This is a genomic window from Bacillus sp. PPSBB_2, from assembly GCF_045291115.1.
GTDB lineage: Bacteria > Bacillota > Bacilli > Bacillales > Bacillaceae_G > Bacillus_A > Bacillus_A cereus.
Window position 1 is genome coordinate 1,749,918 of the sequence record NZ_CP147983.1, and the last position, 21,128, is coordinate 1,771,045.

Below are 21,128 nucleotides of genomic sequence, written 5' to 3' on the forward strand. Positions count from 1 at the left end.
TAGGGCGGGATTTTATTATGTAAAAGGAAGGTGAAATAAGTGACAGTCAATAATCAAAATATTGGTGCTACTATTGCACTAGAGTTTGATAAGTCAATAAAAAATATGAAAGAGTTTGGAGTACAGTTGGAACAGCTAGATCATCGTTTTGGTAGTATAGAAAAACGTATAGATGCTATGAAAAACTCTTTATCTTCGTTATCGGCTCAGACATCTAAGGCAGCGGGAAGTAACCTTAGAGCAAAACTTGAGCAAGAATTAAATAATATCGTCCAAGCAAATGGTATTACTTTATCTTCAGTTGGGTCAGCACCTTTAAGTATTAAACAAGAAACCGTTCAACAATTGATGTTTAAAGTAGATAAAGAGTTAAATAAAACGATTGTAAAGATGATCAAAAATATAAACATTAATATGGATTCTGCTATGAATAATAGCGTAGTACCAGTTGGAAAAGATGAATTTAATAAAATTAATAAAGAAATCTCTAAGTTAATTAGTAATCAAATTAAACAATTAGTAAATTCCATTCGCGAAAATGGGGGGGATTTAGTAAATGCAGATAACTTGAGTGGACTTAAATTAGATATTTCTAAGGGAACGGTTAAGCAAATTTTAGTAAGTATTAAAAATCAATTAAAACCTATTTTACTGAACCCTGAGGTTGCTATTGAAGGACAGACATTAACAATTTCATCGAAAGATTTATCTGAATTAACGAAAAAAGTAAGAGGGAAAATAAAAGATTCTATAAAATTTGATTTCGAAGGTGTTATTAGCGAAGAGAATGGCATTGATAGCGAGATTATAAAAACAGCTAAACGTATTGACAGTTTAATAGAAAATTATATAAAAGGCATACGAGGAGGGCTTCAAAAGATTGATCTCAAATCTGTAGAAGTACCTATGAAAAATATATCTAAACAACTTCAAAGGTATATTGCAAATGATTTAGGTGTTTCTCCAGCCGAGTTAGCTCATACTTTTCATTCTGTGGATCGAGGATCTCTAAGAGGATATGCTTTAAAAAGGCAGTTTGAAGGTATGGAAAATACAATTAATAAAAAGTTAACTGCAGGAACAAATAAAATAATGATGTCAATGAAACAATCAGTAAGAGCTGTGGACTTTGAACCTCATTCTAATATTACGCAATATTTAACTAGTGAAATTAACAAGCTGAACAAGCAAATTATTAAAAAAATTAAGGAGTCCGTTGATAAGCAGTTTGCACATATAAGGAATGAAATTCTAGAAATTAATACTAACCCTCAAAAGGCAAATAGTAATAGACAGTTAAGCTTTATTGCAGGAAATAGTGCTAATACTTTAAATAACTCAAGTGGATCAAATCATAGTAATACAAATAAAAATAATAGCGATTCTAGTACAAGTAAATCCACAAAACAAGACAATCCTTTTGATGGGTTTGGAATGGCTGGAGCGGTTACCAAAAAAGTTAGGAGCCTTGCTTCGGGCTCAATGCTAGATCCGATGGCTGCAATATCTAAAGCAATGGAAACCTTTAAAATTGCTCAGTTAGAACAGTTAAAGATTACACAAAACTTCTCTTTGAAACCTGAATATAAAAACAAAAATGGAAATACAGATTGGCTAAAATTAGATAATGATACTGAAAATCTAATGAATAATGTACGTGATTTATCCACTCTTTACGGTATTGATTACGAAAGAATGTCTAAGGTAGCTGGTATAGCATCAGGTGTTACAGGGGATAAACAATCTGCACGACAATTTGTTGATCAAGCTTCTAAAGTTTATCGTTTAGATAACAAATCAGATTTGGTTGAAACAATTGCTCCAGGATTACAGACAATTATGGCACAGTTCAAATTATCTGTCTGGGAGTTGGATGGAGTAGTTAACTCTTTTGCTGTTGCTACGAGTCAAACTAAAGCGACTACTGAAGATATTATGAAGGCTATGTCAAAATCGGGTACAGCACTCCATTCAGTGGGAGTGAATGCAGAAGATGCTGTGGCTTTAAATGCATTAGCAATTCAAAGTTCAGGAGAAACAGGGGAGAATGCAGGTGCAGCCTTAAAAACGATTGCAGAACGTATTACTTTACCATCTGTTTCTAAGCAATTAGAAAATTATGGTGTAAAGGTATTTGAAAAAAATGAAAGTGGTATGAAAGTACGTCGGAATTTCATTGATATCCTATCAGACACTGCGAAAGCAAGCAAAAATAAATATATTGGAGAAGATAAAGTAAAATCCATTCTATATGGAGAAGGTGGGGCAAACCAGCCACCAAAACTGATGTCCTTTTTAGAAACCATGCATAAAGCGGGGATAAATAACAGTAAGGATTTATCGTATTGGAAAATTAAGCAAGAAATTAATGAATTTAAAAAAGATCCTGCACGCCTTCAAGAAATGATTGCGGTAACGATGAAATCACCTTCAGTGACAATGGAAAGAGCTGGGGTATCTGTTAATAATGCATTAGTGTCAGTATTAGATGCGCTAAATCCAGAGATTCAAACTTTAGCAAAAATTATTACAAACTTAGCCCAGGGAATGGAGAAACATGCAGGGCTATTTGCGCAGTTAATTACGATTTTAGGTAATGCCTTGGTAGGTTTTGGTGCTATTCATGGAGTCAAACGATTAGGTCAATTGAGTAATTATGAAGAGCATTACAAGAAAGCCACTATGGAAAACAAATTCTTTGGTGGTACATCTTTTACAAATCGTAAAGTGGACGGAGCGGTAGGTTTTTTAAATGATCATGTTTTGGGGGAGAGCCAAGATTTACGTAATCAAGTAAATAACAAAAAATTCTATCGTGCGGCTATGAAAAATGATACGTTAAAAAGTTATTTTGAAGAATTAGCAAATTTAAAAGAGGATAGAAAGAATGAGATAAAAGAATATGTAAAAGATCATGGTGGAAAAGCTGAAAATATGGCCGATTTCCTTAGCATCATGGATGAATCTAAAGGCTATTATAAGGGTGAAAAGAAAGAATTAACAGCTGATGAATTACATACTCGTTCAGCCTATAATGCTCGCAACCTTACCCAAAGTAAATTATTAACAGACGTTTTTACCACAAATTTCTCAGAGCATTTAGTGAATACCTTATCAAATAGGACTAACTTTGACAGTATGAATGAGAATCAAAAATCAACGGCTGGTCGTTTAGCTCAAATGGATGATCAAAAACGTATTGGATTTGAGACATATCTAGATCAAAACTATCAAAGCGTAGGTAAATCGATAAATAATATGGATGGGCTTAATAAGGCACTCGATGAATATGAGGCTAGTAACCGAAAGGCTACTATACAAACAAGACAAAGTACCACTGCGTACAGGGATTTATCAAGTGCCGTAAAAAAGGTAGCTGATGAAGCTGAAGGTGCATCAAAAAATAGAATGAAGGGTTTTCTTGATTTTCTTGATACTATCCCACAGCGAACAAGAGGAGCTGGTGGGGCTATTATGGGACTTGCACGCAGCGTAGGAAGATTTGCTAAACAATTAGCTATTGCAACCGCTGTTGGTGATGTTTTAACGAATTCTGCTGAGAGCTTTGGTTTAACGACCAAGCAAGAAAAAATACGAGATTATCATAATCAAACCGCAGGTGCCGCTGAAGCATATGTTAAATATGAAGAAGATGAGGGTAAGGGGAGTAGATTTCTAAGACAAGCCGGATTGGCATGGAATAAAATTACAAATACTTTTTCACCAGGACACCCCGACGTAGATAGTTTTGATGTGGGATTAGGTCAAGAATTTTTAGGCGAAAAAGGGGGATTTAAAGGGAATTTTGAGAATTGGATAAAGAGAGAATATGGAACGTCGAATTGGAAAGAAGCTTTAGAAAAAGAGAATGAAAAAAGGGCAAATGATGCAAAATCTAAAGGTCAAGATGGAAATTATTCAAAAGCATCTTTAACAGATTTAACACAATCGTATTTAAATCAATCTGGAATGTATGCTAAGAAGCAGCAATTGGAAAAAGAAGAGTTTATAGATCAATATAGGAAATCGGCCATCTCTGAATCAGAGCAGAATATGCGAAGGGATGAAGCAGAAAAAGCTCGTAAAGCTTGGGAGAATAAAATGATAGATGAGGGTCAATATGATTACTTTTCTTATGATGATTTAAAATCTCGTATTCAAGAGAGCCAGAAAGTTGCCAGTAATAAGGGAGAACTTAACTTAATTACCGCCCTTCTAGATGGTGTGAAAGCTGACTCAAAAGAGTATATGAAACTTAGGTTACAAGTAATTCAACAAGAGCGAGAAGCTTACAAAAAAGAGATGGACGAGCTTCATAACTTTACTCGAGGGCGAGAGGCAGAGTTGGAAACATTAGAAAAAAATGGGGAAAGGTATACTGTGGACCCAGAAACTAGAGAAAAGGTAGAGACGGCTGATTATAAAAAAATTAAAGAATCTGTTGAACGGAGTAAGGACAAAGAAAAGAAATTAAAAGCTGAATTTGACCTAGAAGATAAGAAAAAACAAATTGAAGCACAACGTATTAAAACGGAATTTTATATTAACGACACTCAGAAAGGATTTTCTAGAGCTCAGGCTAAGAAACAGTATAAGGATACATTAAGTGCTATTAGCATGAACACAGAGAGTCCTACTTATATTGATTCACAGATTGTTTCAAGCCAATCAATGATTGGAGAAATGAAAAGTAAACTGGCAAATCTGCAATCCCAACAGTTAGCAGATCCAGATGGTCAGTTACAAGATACTATTCAAGGATTGAGTCAACAAATCGCGAGTGCTGAATTAGAAGTTAAAAATTTAAGAATTCAAAGGCTTACAGCTTGGAGACATGATTTCGGTAATAATATGGATGATTTGGAAATTAAGTACATACAGGAACGTGTGAACTTTGGACCAAGTATAGGAGATGATAGTTTCTTAGCACGTGACCTAAGAGTAAGAGAATTACAAGATCGTAAATCACTTATAGATAAGACCTTAGCGGTAAGAATTGCAGAGCGAAATAGTGGTAAGTTTGAAGAAGGTTCATCTGAATACGAGCAAATCATGAAAGATATTCGAGAATTGACAAAGCAATCTTTACAAGCACAGATTGGTATCCACCAAGAGTTAAGAGCGCAAATGGGTGGAACATTTAATCTTCCTGAAGGCGTACAGGTTATGTCTCAGTATGATTATCTAACAAGTAAAGGTACACATTCAAACTTTAGTGTTCAATCGGGAGATATGTATGTCAATATTACTTTACCTAATGTAACTGGACAAACTTCTAGTCAACAGTTAGCGAATCTTGGAATGAATTTAGGAAAAGGATTAGCACAAGGTAGAACAACACCATTACGAAATCAGTTAAATTCAGCCCCTTGGGGATATCCAACATTCTAATTACAAAACCCCATCTAATTATTAGGTGGGGTTTCTTATAATACTAAGGGGTGATTAAATGGCACAACAAAAACCAAGTAAATCTAATGATGATGTATTTAAACGTAAATTATTTTATGATAACGGGATTCGTTTTGTACAAGTAAGGGGGCGTATGACTGGCGATTATAAGCCACCAACGCCAGTATTGAAATCCCATATAAACGAAAATATTCAATCTTCTGCAGGATTGGTAGGGAAAGGGACTTCTCATTATTCTACTACCATTCAATTTTTATTTGCGAGCAGAGAGGAATTTGCAGACTGGCTACAGTTTATTGGTGCAGAACACAAATACTATGATGAAAAAGGCACGATTTATTTAGGGATTGTTAATGGTGATTTAGATATTAAAACAGCAGAATTTGAGACGAAATATATCATTACTGTAAACCTTATGTTAATTCGAAAACAAGATTTCGAATATCGTCATCAATATCCTTTTATAGATATTGAAAATCATTGGGCGCAAACGTATATAGATGAAATGCAAAAAAGGGGACTTATCACTACTTATGCTAGTGATGGAACACCTGTACAGTATTTTCAACCTGAAGTTTGGATTACAAGGGCTCAAACGGCATCCTATATGACAAGGACTTTTAAATACATCGAAAAGATATTGAGGGGGTATTAAAAATGCCAAAGCGATGGTTAGATGTGGGGCCAAAGGATTGGTTTTATCGTGCAGTATTAGAAACAGATAATATATTTATTGATACAAAAAAAGAAGAAACCTTATTTAGTGGAAAAACCTATAACCAATTTATTGGTGGCAAGTCACGTCAGGTTCATAATTTTACTTCAACAGAGGGACAAACCAAGTTTGAAGTAAGCGGATATAAACCTGATTCTAGGGAAATGGTGTTTGTTTATATTGATGGGGTGCCTACACTCCCATCTAAACTTGAGGATAATTTTATACATATTGGTTACCCGTTAACCAATGGAAGAGAAGTTAGTATTCTTTTATCTGGGGTAGTGGAAATGCATGAAGGAGATCATACACCTGAAAACTGTCAGATTTATCCTTTGATGAGCGGATGCTCATTGGCATATCCGGCAAAAAAGTTAGAAAAAGCAAATAATTACGTATTTGATATCACTTACTCTTTAAATGAAATAGCAGTTTGCATGAACAAGAAGTTAAAGAGAATACATGTAGATGTAAATGAAGATGAATCCATACAAGATGCACTTACAAGAACCTTAGGATTTAAACGAGACTGTTTTACTATAATTAATGGATATCTTTATGTATCTTATAATTTAAATCAGTTTCCTATTTATGTGAATTACAACTATCAAAAGGGTGCTCAAATCAAAAATAGGCAGGGAGAAAAAGTTGTCCCTATGTCAAGTTGCGCACTCTATAATGACAGATTCTTTCCTGATATAACGATATATAGAGGAGAGTTTTTTACTTTGTTACAACGTTTAAGAATGAATATTTATAATCGATATACAGATAGAGGATATGTGAATAATACAATTCAGCAAACGGAGAGATACATTAAAGATAAAGATAAGATTGTAGGAAAATGGTATGCCGAATCAGTCTTAAATATATTAGATGAAAAATTTAATGATGGTTGTTATGTATTTCCACTTTACGCAGATGATTCCTTTCAACCTGAGGTATGTGTAACTAGAGCTGAAGCAATTGTATATTTACATAGATTTACAGAATGGGCACTAGAAAGATTTAGATAGGGGGGAATAAGGTATGCCGAACGTATTTGATCATAGAACTCCTGCGCCTCAGTTGTTAAATGACGTAATGAGAAAAGTTAATGCTTTAGGTCATGAACCTAGGGTTATTATTGAATTTGACAAAATGGCCTATGTACCAGGAATGAAAAATAAGTTTGAAGTTTGGGACAGAATTCGAGAAGCATCTATTGTGCATCAGGCAGCAGAGGCAACTTTAACAACACCAGTAGCCGGTGCTGAGCCAAGCTCTGTTACAAAAGGTGGAGAATCAGGGGATAGATTTGAGTATATTAAATGTGCCTTAAATAAATGGGTAAAACATTATAAGTGTCCCAATGTTGCTTATTTCTTTCTATTAGCTGTAGCAAAGCATGAAACAGGATTTGGAACATTGGGACAAGGGAAACCTGAAAAAGGGAGTTATATAGTAGGATATGGTTGCCCGGGTTCATGCGATCCTCAATATAAAGGGATAGATACCCAAGCGAAGTATGCTGCAAAACGTTTTTCCGAAGCAATGAGGAGCAGATACGCAAAAATTTCCAATGGATATATGGATGCTAGTGATGTTGATTATTTCCATGAAGGTGGAGATAAAGGATATAAAAAGTGGAAATGGTCAGCAGATGGACCTAACTGGAAAAAACTTGTGAAAAGCTATTTTGATAGAATTATTGGTGAATCTAGTCAAAAAAAATGGCATTGTAAAGAATCTGGTTCTATTATTAATAAAAATCTGTTTCCAAAGCATTCTACAAATCTAAATGTTTCCAAGAAGGAAGAAGACTGTGGTTGTGAGAAAGCTGAGACTTATACAATTGAGGAACAAAGGAAAGAAGTTCATAATGCAAGCTCTAGTGCGTTATCCGGTGCTACTTTTCCTGTTGAAGGAATTTCATTTGGAAATGGTGCGAAAGTATCTTCACACCATATGAAACATAAGGGTGGGGGTGCACGTTCAGGGCATAAGGGTACTGATATTATACATACATCCCAAGGTAAAATTAATGGTATGTGGGTAGTAGCGGCTTGGGCTGGACATGTACATAAGGCTTATAAAAGTACATCTTATGGTAATTGTGTAATGATTCAACATGATAATGGATATATGACAGTTTATGCCCACATGCAAAATAATTCTTTACAGGTTCGAAAAGGTGATTTAGTTACTCCAGGAACACGTTTAGGGAAAGTCGGAAATACAGGTCAATCTTATGGCGCCCATTTACACTTTGAAATTTGGAAAGGTGAATGGATTTATGGTGGAAATAATCATATTGATCCATATCCTGTTTTAACAGGTGCTCAAAAATTAGGAGTAGCACCAAGCGGTAAAGGTAATAATGGAGGCGGTAATACGGGCGGAAATGATAATAGTACAGGAAATGGAAGTGGTGTTAGTCAACCACCACCCCAAATGACCATAACCCAAAATATTAAGTTTAATAAGTGCTTTGATAAGGATGCAAATCTGGATGGGAATTGGCATGGACAAGAGAACATAACCCATTTTACAGCTTGGTCAACAGGTGAAAAGTATTTAGGTTTTAATGAGAATATTGCCAAAGGAGCAGTTGAAGATTTTGGATATAAACATAACTTCTCTTCAGACGGATTTTATGAATATGCTTTCTATGCAGATCTTAAAGAAGGAGATTCCGTAACGGTTACATATGACGGAATGATTGTAAAACGATATACAAAAGAGAACAATACAACACAACCTACATATGAACCTCCAGTTTATGCAAAATGGGTTGCAAGTGATATACAAGGGACCAATTCACATATATTAGATTTCTCCTTAAATAATGTAAGTGGTGAGGCTGTATTTGGATTAAAATGCTTTAAGGTAGTGGAAATTGAAACTCAATACGGTGCACAATATGTTGATGAAAGAATTAAGGCTCGTAAACGTGATGTATGGGTTGATACAGGGGCATTTGTATACGATAAAACCTTTACAGTAGACCAAGATGTATTACAGTGGGAGATAAATAGCCATTTTGACGCCAGAGTCGCAACTGCAAGAATTACTTTAGACAATAAACATGGTATTTATTCTCCTACATATGAACGAGCCAATATCTTTTCTGAGAATTTAAGAGAAGCAGAGATGTCATATTATGAGAATGGTGCAATCAGACATGTGTTAAGTGAAGCTACCCCAGTACGTATTTATGCAGGCTATGGTGAAAACCTAGTAAGGGTTTTTACAGGACGTATAAGAGGAGAGATTGAGCAAAATTCTGATGAAAAAACAATTACTATTAATTGTGTAGATATGTACGATATGTTAGAAGAACATGTTTTTGATAGGGTTCTAACTTTTCCTCGAAGAGACGAGATACATGGTGATGAAAAACAACCAGTAACCATGTGGGTTAAATCATCTATTATTCATAATATTGTAAATGAGGCAGGAATGATTGGATGGAGAATCCATGAAGATGATTTGAGATATGCTGATGCGATTATTGAAGAAACGTATTATATTGATATCGATAGAGGTGGGAAAAAGGCAGTCGTCTGGGATACTAAAAGTCAACAATATGTCGAAAAAGATATAGCAACTGTACAAGATGCACAAGGTTATAAAAATCCTTATGTACAGGCGATAGATTTTTTAGAAGGTACAAGAGCATCTGATGCGGTTCATGAAGTGATTGGAGATATTATGTATCGCTCTTACTGTGATCGTTATGGAACATTTAGATTGGAAAATATCCGTAAAATTAATGCAAGTGAGGCAAAATGGTCATTTATAGATGGTGAGAATTTATATTCTCTTTCCACTTCTATTGACCATTCTCGTATACGTAATCATCTTATTATTGTTGGTAATGGTGGGCAAATTGAGCATTTTGTAGATAAAGATCTTCTTATATCTACAAAGGGTAATATGAGAACGGCTAAGATTGTTGCTGATTGGATTGATGAGCGATTTGGTTCAAATGCAAGAGGAACCAAAGAGGATATCTCGAACAAATTATTTTTTGATATGAAAAGACAAGCCCGTACTTTTAATGCCGTTGTTAAAGGAAATCCAATGATAGAGTTATTAGATGGTTGTTATGTTTATGATAGTAATACTTCTAATGCAGGGTATTATGTCATAAAAGGGAACCGACTTGTTGGAAATAAGGAAGGTATGTTAAATTTCCTAGAATTTACTTGGCATGACAAAGAGGAGGGTGTTGCAAAACTCATAAATATCCAAAAATGAATGCATAAAGAAACCCGTTTTCCTGGAAGAATGATAGTATCCTAAAACTATCTCCAGAAAGGACGGATTTACTAGTATGATAACCAATTTTGATCAAAATCAATCCATTTTACAAATTTTATTTGCCTACGTAGACAGTTTAACCATTGGAGGCGTTCCGCCTATGACAGGCCGCCCACCCATCTGTAGAAAAGCTTTACTCAAATGTTTTTTTATAAAAACGGTATTCCAGATCAATTCATTACGTAAGTTAACTCGTTTTTTACATCAATATCCTTCATTTCGTGTATCTTGTGGCCTTTCGCTTGTTCCTCATATATCTACTTTTTCACGTGTAGGCACTTGGTTTCGCAACGAAGAAATTCCGTTGCTTCATAAACAAATTCTTCAAGAAAAGAATTTAGGGTTAATTCCGTGCGTTTTAATTGATAGTACAGCCTTACGGAGTAGTTTATATGATTCTCAAGCGAAATGGGGAAAATCTACTCGCTATGGTTGGTATAAGGGATATAAAACTCATGTCTGTTCTACACCAGAAGGTGTTATATTGTCGTATGCATTTACAACCGCAAATGTACATGATAGTAAAATAGCTCCTGCATTGCTTCGGGATATACAAAACCAAAATGTGTTATTTTCCGTTGCAGATGCCGCTTATGATAGTCAGCACATTCATGAAATTGCCGGAGCATGTGATATCTTTGCGATCAATCCAATTAACCCGCGTAATAGCGGACCAATCAAAAGTACACATCGTCGTGTAGTGTCTCATTTTCTACAAACTACCTTTGGCAAACAGTTGATGAAAGAGCGTGGAAAAATTGAACAACAGTTTAGTCATCTCAAAGATAAAGGGCTGGAACAGCCACGTTGGTATGGTCAAAATCGCTATCTATTGCATGTTCAGCTAGTTTTTCTGATTCATAACATTGCATATTTATTTTAGTTTTGCAACACCCTCTTAGATGAAAACTTAGAAATTAAGATTGATGGAATAGTATACAATGTCATATTAAAGACAGGGGAATATAAAACTTATCATGAGCAATTTGAAAGTGAACTTCCTGAAATGATTACAACTATCTTTCGAGATAATAACATTCCTGTGTTTTGTAAATTAGGTGGGGTATATGATTTTTCTAATAATCGTACTGTATTAGTATTTGAGCACATGGATACAAAGAAACATCATGATATTAATTTGATTGGCGGCTCAGCATACGATTTATTAATTGGAAAAGTATTAAATACGGAACCATTTGCAGACGGTACTTATTATAAATTTATGGAGATTCATAGCAATATTTTAGTGGTATACCCTGATATGTCACAAATACTGTCTACAATTTTAACAAGACAGTATGCGAGCTATACTCTTAGTGGAACAGCTATTATTAGAATGAGTATGTTTGAAGAGATAAAAAGTTCTATTTATGTAGCAAGTGCATCGCGATTAGAGGGAAGTATTTCAATTCGCAAATCAAGTAACTCTCATATTAAAGGAACTATATCAATACCTATAGATGCTTCTCATGATATTGGCTCGTTCTTAATTATTAGGAAATAAGTTCGCAACATTCTAGTTAAGTAAAACGACTATAAATATATAACTGTAAGGATAAATTCCATATCAAACTAATTAACCTATTGAAGCTTTAGAGTAAGATCAGGTGTAGATGAAAGATTATAATCTAGGGGGAATTTAAATATGAAAATAAATAAATTTAACGTTTCTGCAGTCTTTTATTTTAAAAGTGGAAATTCAAAGAAAGTTGATTGGTTGGAGGATAAATTAGTAAAAAAGTTAAAGAGTGAGACACAAGAATTAACTGAAGGTCTTAGCTTAGAGGAAGCAGATGTTTTTTTTCAAAGTAAGTTTAAGGAATGGCAAGAAAATGGTACTACTATAATTCGTAAAAATGCTAAAGGTGAAAATTCTATCATATCCTTTGCAGAAGTTGAATATATGACCATGTTAGTTAGCTTAGCTAAAGATATCTCTCTAGATACAACTGAGTTGAAAGAAGATGTTTCTAAAGCAACAAGAAGTATTCAAGAACATCCTGCATTTAAAAAATAATAATGAACAAGGCAGCATCATTGAAAATTTACTTTATAGATTTGAATATGAAGGACTTTTCTTTTGGGAAGTTAAACAATATGACTATACAAAAGGCTAGAATTATTCTACAAAAAATTAAATAAAAAATTTTGTAAATCCTTATAATGAATGCGATACAAGAGGGAGGATGAAATATGAGGGCAAAAGAAATTTTAACGAAGTTAGGTACTTTAGAGCAAAAGAGAGATGAGGTAAGTTCTGCATTAATTGAGACTTCCTATAGAGAAGCAAAGTTAGTTTTAGAGGACTCTCTAAAGAAGTACCAGAAGAAAGTAGATGCTTTTCTTAATACAGAATTCGAGCCTTTATCATCAACAGCTTTTCTAATGGTTTCCCACAAGCATTTAAATCTCAACACTGGTGATCAAGTTCAGTTGAATGTAGAAGCATTAACTAGTGATGGGATTACAAAGAATGTTACTGCTGAACTTCGTCCGGCTATGTTATTTAAAGATATAGATAATTTATATAATAATAAAGGTTTAATTACAGCGGTAGACATTAGTAATTATAAATTTGAAGAACGAATAGTTGAAATTGTAAAGACTACCAATGGTTTTGGTGTGGGTGATGATAGAGAAACACAAGGGTTACAAGTTATAGCAACGAATAAACGAAATGAATATCGAATTGTAAATTTAAAAGGTGACTATTTAGGGATTACTTTCCAAACAGATGGTAAAGAAGAAGTTGGTGATAACTGGTTAATTTATGTATATTGGGCGAGTACAGGCACTACTTATTCTGTCAAAGATAAATATATAGCAAAGGTGAGCCCTGAAGGAATTGTAACAGGCCTTAGCGGAGGAACAACAGATATAGTCATTACAAATGGGGTGCATGAAGTATTTGTACCAATTACAGTCGTAGGAAATGAAGCTCCTGAACCACCAGCTATTACTTCTGTAGATAATATGGAAAGCGGAGTAGAAGTTAGATTTGATTATAGTACGTCACCTGATAGTGAGAGTTATAACATTTTTGTAAATGATGTATTAGTTTTAACAGGTGTTGAGCATTCACCTGCTAAATTAGATCATAACATTTTTAATGATAAAGTATCTGTAATTGAAATGACGGCAATTAATTTAGAGGGTAAAGAGTCTGAAAAATCTAATGCATTTCAATATAAACCATTAGATGAATTATCGACTACTTAAGATTTTTTAATGTGAATGTAAAAACATAGTACATTATTTTTCATAAGGAAGTACAGGTATTATAGCAAATTTAATATTTAAATTAGATATAAAAAAACTCGCAACTAAATTGATATATATATCGACTACTATAATACCAGTACGAAATAGGAGAGGTAAACGATATGGAATTATCTAAGAAAATTAGTCGATTAGTACAGTTAATTCAAAGTAGCGAAAATTTGTCCATTAGTATCGACATTAATTCCGGACTTGCTAGAATTTGTGACATGGATTTTTCTATGGAAGAACAAAACAAAATTATTCATGGTGACATTGATAACACATGGTTAGTCCAATGGTTTAATTACTTGCAAAAGACAATAAAAAAAGAATTAGATCAAGGTGAAAATAATGCTTTGAAACATGTAGATTTGCTTGAGGTACAACATTTGCAAGTAAGAGATAACAATGAGGAAAAAAGTCAATTGAATAAAAAGGCTAAGAATGCTTCTGAATCAAATTCTAATAATGAAGCAGATATGAGTAGAAATCTTTATATTGCTGAGCTGGAAAAGAACTATCGTAATATGGAGAATCGGCTTAAAAAAGCAGAAGATTATGTGAAATATTTAGTGAAACAATTAAATGTAAAAAATGTAACGGAGCAAAATTTACAGTATCCATTACATTTTTCTAATAGTAGCAGCAAAATAGAAAATGCAATGAAAGTTAAGAATAAAGAGATTCAAAATGTTATTGATGCAATGAAAGATATTGAGGTACCTTATGGATCGTTTATAAATCATCAAATTAACGAAGTGATTATAATGAAAATTCATAATGATTCAGGGATTAATTATATTGTATCAGGGGACTATGATTCAGCAATTTTAGTGTAGTTAATAAATGAGATTTAGAGGATATGATTTTAAGGTTGGTGATAATTTAATATGCTATTAAATACATTTACAACGGATCAGTGGAAAAAGCATAGAGAAAACCTCGCTAGTAAGTTAAAGGAGATACATATCGAGCATTCCATTAAACGAATGGTAAGATATGATTCCACTTCACTTGGTTTACAAGATTACCATCTTTCTTTGGTATTTGATATTGAAAAAGAACGTCTCTATATTTGCAATAAAGCATCTAAAAAAATGACTGAAAGTACTTCTATAAGACGTTTGCAGGAAATAGAAATGGTTTTAGTAAATTGGTTAAAAGAAATGAAGGAAATTATTAAATAAATTTATATGAGGATTATGTTTAGGTTGAGGAGATATGGATAATAAAAAAGTTAAAATCTATAGATATTATAAGGGTGGAATTTATCTCGTTACTGGTAAGGGAAAACAAACAGGAACTGATGAAGAAATGGTAATTTATGAAGATGCTAAAGGAAATACTTGGATTGAACCTCAGAGTACTTTTATGGCGGATATTGAGGTATGCGGAGTAAAAGTTCCTCGCTTTGAGCATTTAGGTAATTTCTATAAAAGTAATTAAGGAGAGGGTTAATTTGTTAGGCAAGCGAAAATATATGGTTTCTGGTCATGATGCAGAAGGAAAATATGTAGAAAAAGAAGTTTGGGCTAGTTCTGCTCGTAATGCATTAAATATTTCTCAAGAGTGGAATGACGGTAATACATATACGGTAGCTCGTAAGGTTGGATGCGGCTGTGGTGGAAATTAAGTAGACATAAATGTATGCAAATATATAATTATTTTATATTAATATACAGTATAAAGGATTTATTAGCGTTCTTCCTTATAAATACTTTACAGGAGGTAGGAATAAAATGTTTGAAATTAATACAGTTGAAGAATTTAAAGAAAAGATAGTAGAAGGGTTTGTTTTAGTTTATTTTTATACTACTTGGTGTGGCCCCTGTAAAATGATTACACAGGATATTAAGGAATTGTCAAAAGAAATTGACGATATTAAATTTATTCAAGTTAACGCTGATCAATTTTTAGATATCACTAAATTGTGTGAAGTTAGTACGATTCCAACGCTTCTGTTTATGAAAGATGGTAAAAATATTGAAAAGAAAGTTGGATTTACTCCTAAGCAAGAAATTCAGGAATTTATTGAGGCTAGTAAATTAGCAAGCCAAATGGAGGCTGAAGAGGAAGTATTAGAAAAAGATGCCTTAAATTGAGAAGAAATTTGAAAAGGTAATACCACAAAGGTGTGTCATTTGACACACCTTTTCCTATAATGGGCTTACTATATTTGGTTAGGAGGTTACAATCGATATGCCTAAACTCAAAAGTATTATGAGATATGTTAAAGAAATAGATAAAATGATTAAAGATTTGCGTAAGGGTATGGCACATAGCCATCCATACTCAGTAGATGCTTTACGGCAATATGTAGATGAATTAGAAGCTATACGTGAAGTAATCATGGAATCAGGACTTGAATCTGGTGAAAACTTGGATACATTAATGTATAAAATTAGGGAATGTATAAGGGAGTGCGTGAGACCTTCTTATGCACGAAAACCACAAGTTTTACCTTATCCAAAACCGGATCCATGGGTACCACCTGTTACAGTCACAGGGGTTAATATTATTTTCGTTGTGGATATTTCTGAATCTATGTTTGAAGGAGGGGGCCTTGAACCTGGAGGTCGTGTTAGAAACTTATTAGTTGCCACAGCAAATGAAATCGAACGTTATGCTAAAGCTGCTAAAATCCCATGTAAAGTATCATTAGTAGCCTATGCTGATCCTACAGACAGAGCAGGAAAGAATAGGCCGAACTTTTGGAGAATTCTACTGAATAAAAGTGTAGATGTACAAGGATTAGCACAAGCATTTTCTGATATTAGTACGCTAACATTTAATCGAGGATCGGATTTCCCTGAATCTGGTATGTCTGCAATTTATCATTCAATTGATCAAGTGATAGATAAAAGTGTAATAAATGGTAAACCCGTAGAGAATTCTCTTATTCTTGTATCAGATGATAGACAAAAGTTAGAGGGCAGTAGCGAACCTTCACATCGCCTGTATAAAGAAGTTACATACGATCAGGTTGACGGGAAGCTAAATAGCCTTAAAGTATTTAATCGTTATGCGTTAGTGCCTATGAAAACTATATATACAGTTCTTCCAGGAAGAAAAGGACCTGGGAAAATAGGGCCAGGGAATTGGAATAGTCCTATCATTCCTTTCTTTAGACAGTGTAGAGAGTACTTCCATGTAAGCTCTTTAAAAGATGTAAGCGATTGGATCACTTGGACATTAGATCCTACTAAGGCTCCGAAAAAAAAGTGAGGAGGAAGTGATAATGACAATTAGATTTGGAGATTTGTATGAGGAAATCTTAGCTATTGAAGATGCTATGCAGCGTATGAGAGATGATATAGCTAGTTCAGATTGTTCCTCTATTACAAAATGTCGTTTGGAAATAGAATTAGAGATGCTTGAACAAAAATTATATGAATTAGAACGTACAAATATAGATTTTGAATTATTAAACTTTGTTACAATTATAGAATCTATTGAAAGATGCTTTAATTGTATTGATATTCCAGGTGAATTATCTCATGATATAGCTCATGTACCATATGATACAGCAAGCAATTGCGGAGGTAAAAAGAGACAATTATCACTTAAAGATATTGAGTTAATTAAAGTATTTGAGATGAGTACTAGAAAGCCCGACAAACGACCAAATGTATTTGAATTTGTTAAGAGCGCAATGCCGTATAAAATCCTTACAATTGCATCAGAGAAGTATATTGTATCGTATGACTCGTTACGTAATGGTATTGCGGTTAAAGGGTTCAATAGGCAAACAGGGGAGTCAGTAACGAACTTTGGAAATATTTCTAGAATTGATGTGAAATTAAATGATTCGGCGCGTCAGAAATATGGCGTAGAATGGGTAACTGCATGTAAGGTTTTATTAACAACACCTACACCAATGGTTAGTATTGCACCGTTATCGTTAGCTATTGATGGTAATCCGAGCACCATGCCTAGGGTTGAATATACAAATGAGGCAGAAGTTGAAATGGTATTTCAATTTTTTGTATAGATAATTAGGAACTAAAGAAGATAAAAAAACGTACAGAAGTGTACGTTTTTTTATTATTATCTCATTTAATCAAAGTGGCAATTATAATGTTTAATTTTCAAGTCATTTTCTATTAAATTCACCTAAAACGTTGAATTAAGGAAGTTGTTTATTTTCTGTTTAAATTGTTGATGAAATAATCTGTTCAGATCTACATCGCTATTAGAAAACTCTTTAATTTCTTCCATTGAAAATGTGCCACCCCAATATGGAGAGGTATGAATATCCGAATGGAATGTTACTCCTAAATGGGTAGAAGGAATGGCATTTAGCATGATGTTTGAAATTTCTTTTAAAACGTCTTGGGAAACATCTTGTGGTACATCAAAGATTAATTCATCATGTATCTGTAATACGATGTGTATATCATGCTCTTCAAGTATAGATTTGTAATTCTCCTGTAGCCATTCATCTCTATCTAAGCATTTTGTACCATCTGGCCGGGTGGGATAAAATAAATTTACCATGGCTTTTTTAACTTGTGTCGCAGACGTTCCTTGTATTTTAAAGTTACAACTTTGCCGTTTTATTTTCTCTAATCTCCAATCTGAATTTTTGTTCTTAAAGGTGGAAGAATTGGTAGCTTTTAATATTGTTTCTTTAAAACGTCTTTTTCTACCAAACAAATCTTTTACATAACCATTAGTTAAAACTTCTTTATGTGTTTCAGATTCCCATCTTAAAAAGTTGGGTAATTGTTGTTTAAATTGATTAATTAACGAGGTCGCTGCTACTTTTGTAATATTTAATTGATCGGATAAACCGATTTCTGTTATACCATATAAGGTCACTTAAACCCCTTAGTTTCCTAAGGGAGTGGACTATACCTTAGCAACTATTTCAAGTTACTTCTCACATTAAGCGAACTCGTTAGATTGGTTGTTTATATAACCGCGGAACGCTATAAGTCTCTGCACCTGCCATTCATATGAACGCTTTGGCACAGGATTACCATATGCTTATACACTTAGGTTTCCCTGTTTTGAGTGAGATTTTAATTCGGCAATCCCTTTACCGAATACAATGCTTTTCATTTCTTTTCTAAGCGATTCAAAAGCATTTGCCAGAGAAGGAATGGTAGTACTATTTAGTTCCTTCATATTATATATCTTCAAGATATATAGACATTCTGGGGTATCTGACCATTTATTTATAAGCTGTTGTATATGATGCTGAGTCTCTTTTAATGTCTCTCTTTTATAATTTCGAATATCCTCAAACAAGTTATAAGTAAACCCCTTAATTTGGCAAGTGATTTGACTATGTACATCTAAACCTTTCTTAAAGGCTTCAATTAGAACCGGTTCTTGTGTTACTATTGCGAGCCAACGTAATTCTTGTTGTATGTATACCGCCATTTTCATGGTATTTGAACACTCCTTAAAGGAGCCGGATTAGACTATACCTTCTGTTGCATTCCTGCAAATAATGGGCAAATTTTGTGACCACTAAGCCCATAGCCTACCGTATAAATGAGTTCGATGGATTTATCAATTTTGGTTGATAGACGACTCATTATTTTGTTAACTATGAATCAAGATGATAATTAACAAGCAGTCGTTGCACTTCTTGTCACTAGAAGCACAGGATTCGCTCCACCGTTACATGAGGGCGTTCCCTGTTTTGAGTAGGTTTAGATTAACGACTTCAGCCAACGTTTTGTAAACTGAAGTCAATACTGGTGAATAATCTACCTCTTTCTGCTCTAAAGGCCATACGTATAAAATCAGCTTTACTTGGTACTTGTTGTCATTGTAGTAATGCAAGGCTCTTTATCCTTGCTCTCTTTTTTCAAAGAGTATCGGACTATATCATCACCCTGTTGTAGAAGGGTGGATCGCTTTCGTGCTTATTTCACCTGTTCTAGGTTAATTTAAGTAGTCTCTGCACCTTTCTAATATCCCTATTAGACTTGGCTCAGGATTGACATAGGTAATTACCCTTAGCTTTCCCTGAATTAACGATCTGCTTACACATAAAGTTACCTTTATGCAGCCCACAACTTTAGGTTTGGTGACGAGCAACTCATACGTCCTGTTTTAGTTCCTACAGAGTTATAGATAGGATGAATTTTATTATCGATAGTACCTTGTTGTTCTTTGGGTAGGGAGTTGCAAAAAGAACTTATTAATTTCACTAAGCGACGATATTCTAGAATTAGAGGAATTACAGGATGCATTGATAGATTACGTATAAGCGTTTTTCTATCTGTTTTTAGCTTGGAAATCACACTTTTGTAACCTTTGTCATATTCCATGATAGGTTTTAGAATAGCGTTATCAATATAAAGTTTTTGGGCCAAATGGGCTGGAGAATTTATATTAAACAAAGTGCTTGTTAATTTATTTACGCTATTATATTTATTTTGTTGCTTAGGTGGGTGCACACAATTATTTAATGTGATAGTAGAACCTAGGTGATTCAAGATTTCTTTTTTTACGGATTGTAATTTCGCTTGGAGTATTTGTTTTACATCATTGCTTAGAAATTCTTCATTAATTTTAATGCCTTTTCTTTCAGCAGTAGTAAGTACTGCTATTAAAGGCATCTCTATTTCTCTAAATAATTTATATATAGGAACAAGATTAAATTTAGGGTTTTCAAAAATCCTTTTCTGATACTCGAATACAGACTTTAGCATAAAAATATCATAGCAAGCGAAGTAGGTAGCTACATGGTGTTGTAGCTGATCATAGAGTGTCTTTTCAAACATATATTTTTTTCTATCAATGGTATTTAAAATGGTTCCTTTTGAAATAAGACGGGGTAATACATATTCTTTATACCATTCTTTTACACCTTTTGAATGGTTCTCATTTAATAGGTTTGCAGCTATCTCAGTATCCCAAAAGATATTATATGTAATGTCAAAATTACACCAATTATATAGAGCATGAATGTGTTGCTTACTGTTACTAAGTATTAATAAGGTATCTTTCTCTAATAGTGGTGAGAGTTTTTTCATCGTGTATTCTAGACTTAATGTAGAGATATTCTGTGATAATCGATGTTTAAAAGGCTTAATAGGTATATAAAAAAAACTGTTATCCATAAATCCAATCGTAATTGAGATGATTGAGTCTTTAAAAGGATTCAAACCAGTGGATTTCGTATCAATAAATGTATAAGCTTGCGAATGTAAGGTTTTATACACCTTATACTTGGTAATGAATTCTTTAAATTGTTCAGGGGTATGTATTAAGTAGTAATTTAAAGGTAGTTTTACTGAATTATTAATTCCGTGAACATATTGATTTTTTTTTATCGTAATCTTTTTTTTCTCATTTTTTTTTGTACGAGCTTTTTGCGTGCTTTCTTTTACTTCGCGCTTATTTAATAGTGTAAAAATGTCCTGATTGGATTCATTTGATTTAAAAAACAAAATTTACAACTCCTTACTTCAAA

General features: G+C 33.6%; 18 protein-coding genes. 15 read left to right on the forward strand and 3 right to left on the reverse strand.

The window, feature by feature from the left end; genetic code table 11:
• The first annotated feature begins 39 nt into the window (after positions 1-39).
• The 15 genes from V6946_RS08875 to V6946_RS08945 all read left to right on the forward strand — a co-directional run bounded on the left by V6946_RS08875 (position 40) and on the right by V6946_RS08945 (position 17,684).
• A complete protein-coding gene (locus V6946_RS08875; protein WP_406622288.1) occupies positions 40-5,391 on the forward strand; it encodes a phage tail tape measure protein in 5,352 nt (1,783 codons plus the stop codon).
• A gap of 58 nt (positions 5,392-5,449) precedes the next feature.
• Complete coding sequence (locus tag V6946_RS08880) at positions 5,450-6,067, forward strand: S-layer homology domain-containing protein (protein ID WP_366982366.1); 618 nt, start codon at positions 5,450-5,452, stop codon at positions 6,065-6,067.
• Between the two features lie 2 nt (positions 6,068-6,069).
• Positions 6,070-7,143, forward strand: coding sequence for a hypothetical protein (locus V6946_RS08885; RefSeq protein ID WP_242263911.1), 1,074 nt, complete (start codon positions 6,070-6,072; stop codon positions 7,141-7,143).
• 13 nt (positions 7,144-7,156) lie between these two features.
• Complete coding sequence (locus tag V6946_RS08890; RefSeq protein ID WP_366982367.1) at positions 7,157-10,369, forward strand: M23 family metallopeptidase; 3,213 nt, start codon at positions 7,157-7,159, stop codon at positions 10,367-10,369.
• A 76-nt stretch (positions 10,370-10,445) separates the two neighbouring features.
• Positions 10,446-11,315 (forward strand): ISNCY family transposase, encoded by an 870-nt coding sequence (locus V6946_RS08895; RefSeq protein ID WP_023520903.1) that lies wholly within the window; start codon positions 10,446-10,448, stop codon positions 11,313-11,315.
• 123 nt (positions 11,316-11,438) lie between these two features.
• Positions 11,439-11,936, forward strand: coding sequence for a hypothetical protein (locus V6946_RS08900; protein WP_366981810.1), 498 nt, complete (start codon positions 11,439-11,441; stop codon positions 11,934-11,936).
• 141 nt (positions 11,937-12,077) lie between these two features.
• On the forward strand, positions 12,078-12,449 hold the full coding sequence (locus tag V6946_RS08905) for a hypothetical protein (protein ID WP_046392591.1): 372 nt from the start codon (positions 12,078-12,080) through the stop codon (positions 12,447-12,449).
• Positions 12,450-12,625: 176 nt separating this feature from the next.
• Positions 12,626-13,651 carry a hypothetical protein gene (locus V6946_RS08910; protein ID WP_001201725.1) on the forward strand — a complete coding sequence of 342 codons (1,026 nt, stop codon included), beginning with the start codon at positions 12,626-12,628 and terminating at the stop codon, positions 13,649-13,651.
• 164 nt (positions 13,652-13,815) lie between these two features.
• The gene (locus V6946_RS08915; protein ID WP_366981811.1) at positions 13,816-14,532 is read left to right on the forward strand and encodes a hypothetical protein; all 717 of its coding nucleotides are present in this window, start codon (positions 13,816-13,818) and stop codon (positions 14,530-14,532) included.
• Between the two features lie 51 nt (positions 14,533-14,583).
• Positions 14,584-14,880, forward strand: a complete 297-nt coding sequence (locus tag V6946_RS08920; protein ID WP_000926108.1) for a hypothetical protein — start codon at positions 14,584-14,586, stop codon at positions 14,878-14,880.
• 34 nt (positions 14,881-14,914) lie between these two features.
• A complete protein-coding gene (locus V6946_RS08925; RefSeq protein WP_000369000.1) occupies positions 14,915-15,139 on the forward strand; it encodes a DUF1653 domain-containing protein in 225 nt (74 codons plus the stop codon).
• A 13-nt stretch (positions 15,140-15,152) separates the two neighbouring features.
• On the forward strand, positions 15,153-15,326 hold the full coding sequence (locus V6946_RS08930) for a hypothetical protein (RefSeq protein ID WP_000900867.1): 174 nt from the start codon (positions 15,153-15,155) through the stop codon (positions 15,324-15,326).
• A gap of 106 nt (positions 15,327-15,432) precedes the next feature.
• The gene (locus V6946_RS08935; protein ID WP_000461692.1) at positions 15,433-15,795 is read left to right on the forward strand and encodes a thioredoxin family protein; all 363 of its coding nucleotides are present in this window, start codon (positions 15,433-15,435) and stop codon (positions 15,793-15,795) included.
• A 97-nt stretch (positions 15,796-15,892) separates the two neighbouring features.
• Positions 15,893-16,918: a hypothetical protein gene (locus V6946_RS08940; protein ID WP_001125259.1), complete on the forward strand. Its 1,026-nt coding sequence runs from the start codon at positions 15,893-15,895 to the stop codon at positions 16,916-16,918.
• Between the two features lie 13 nt (positions 16,919-16,931).
• Positions 16,932-17,684 (forward strand): hypothetical protein, encoded by a 753-nt coding sequence (locus tag V6946_RS08945; protein ID WP_000155448.1) that lies wholly within the window; start codon positions 16,932-16,934, stop codon positions 17,682-17,684.
• 122 nt (positions 17,685-17,806) lie between these two features.
• On the opposite strand, the gene V6946_RS08950 is transcribed toward V6946_RS08945, so the two are convergent.
• From V6946_RS08950 to V6946_RS08960, 3 genes are all read right to left on the reverse strand, one after another.
• Positions 17,807-18,514, reverse strand: coding sequence for a DNA polymerase (locus V6946_RS08950; protein ID WP_366981812.1), 708 nt, complete (start codon positions 18,512-18,514; stop codon positions 17,807-17,809).
• A gap of 168 nt (positions 18,515-18,682) precedes the next feature.
• Positions 18,683-19,087, reverse strand: coding sequence for a hypothetical protein (locus tag V6946_RS08955; RefSeq protein ID WP_000781409.1), 405 nt, complete (start codon positions 19,085-19,087; stop codon positions 18,683-18,685).
• 623 nt (positions 19,088-19,710) lie between these two features.
• Positions 19,711-21,105 carry a DNA polymerase gene (locus V6946_RS08960; protein ID WP_366981813.1) on the reverse strand — a complete coding sequence of 465 codons (1,395 nt, stop codon included), beginning with the start codon at positions 21,103-21,105 and terminating at the stop codon, positions 19,711-19,713.
• Positions 21,106-21,128 lie beyond the last annotated feature (23 nt).

Coding starts and splice junctions, on each gene's coding strand:
- V6946_RS08880 (WP_366982366.1), top strand. CDS start 5,450: ATGGCACAACAAAAACCAAGTAAATCTAATGATGATGTATTTAAACGT.
- V6946_RS08885 (WP_242263911.1), top strand. CDS start 6,070: ATGCCAAAGCGATGGTTAGATGTGGGGCCAAAGGATTGGTTTTATCGT.
- V6946_RS08890 (WP_366982367.1), top strand. CDS start 7,157: ATGCCGAACGTATTTGATCATAGAACTCCTGCGCCTCAGTTGTTAAAT.
- V6946_RS08895 (WP_023520903.1), top strand. CDS start 10,446: ATGATAACCAATTTTGATCAAAATCAATCCATTTTACAAATTTTATTT.
- V6946_RS08900 (WP_366981810.1), top strand. CDS start 11,439: ATGATTACAACTATCTTTCGAGATAATAACATTCCTGTGTTTTGTAAA.
- V6946_RS08905 (WP_046392591.1), top strand. CDS start 12,078: ATGAAAATAAATAAATTTAACGTTTCTGCAGTCTTTTATTTTAAAAGT.
- V6946_RS08910 (WP_001201725.1), top strand. CDS start 12,626: ATGAGGGCAAAAGAAATTTTAACGAAGTTAGGTACTTTAGAGCAAAAG.
- V6946_RS08915 (WP_366981811.1), top strand. CDS start 13,816: ATGGAATTATCTAAGAAAATTAGTCGATTAGTACAGTTAATTCAAAGT.
- V6946_RS08920 (WP_000926108.1), top strand. CDS start 14,584: ATGCTATTAAATACATTTACAACGGATCAGTGGAAAAAGCATAGAGAA.
- V6946_RS08925 (WP_000369000.1), top strand. CDS start 14,915: ATGGATAATAAAAAAGTTAAAATCTATAGATATTATAAGGGTGGAATT.
- V6946_RS08935 (WP_000461692.1), top strand. CDS start 15,433: ATGTTTGAAATTAATACAGTTGAAGAATTTAAAGAAAAGATAGTAGAA.
- V6946_RS08940 (WP_001125259.1), top strand. CDS start 15,893: ATGCCTAAACTCAAAAGTATTATGAGATATGTTAAAGAAATAGATAAA.
- V6946_RS08945 (WP_000155448.1), top strand. CDS start 16,932: ATGACAATTAGATTTGGAGATTTGTATGAGGAAATCTTAGCTATTGAA.
- V6946_RS08955 (WP_000781409.1), bottom strand. CDS start 19,087: ATGAAAATGGCGGTATACATACAACAAGAATTACGTTGGCTCGCAATA.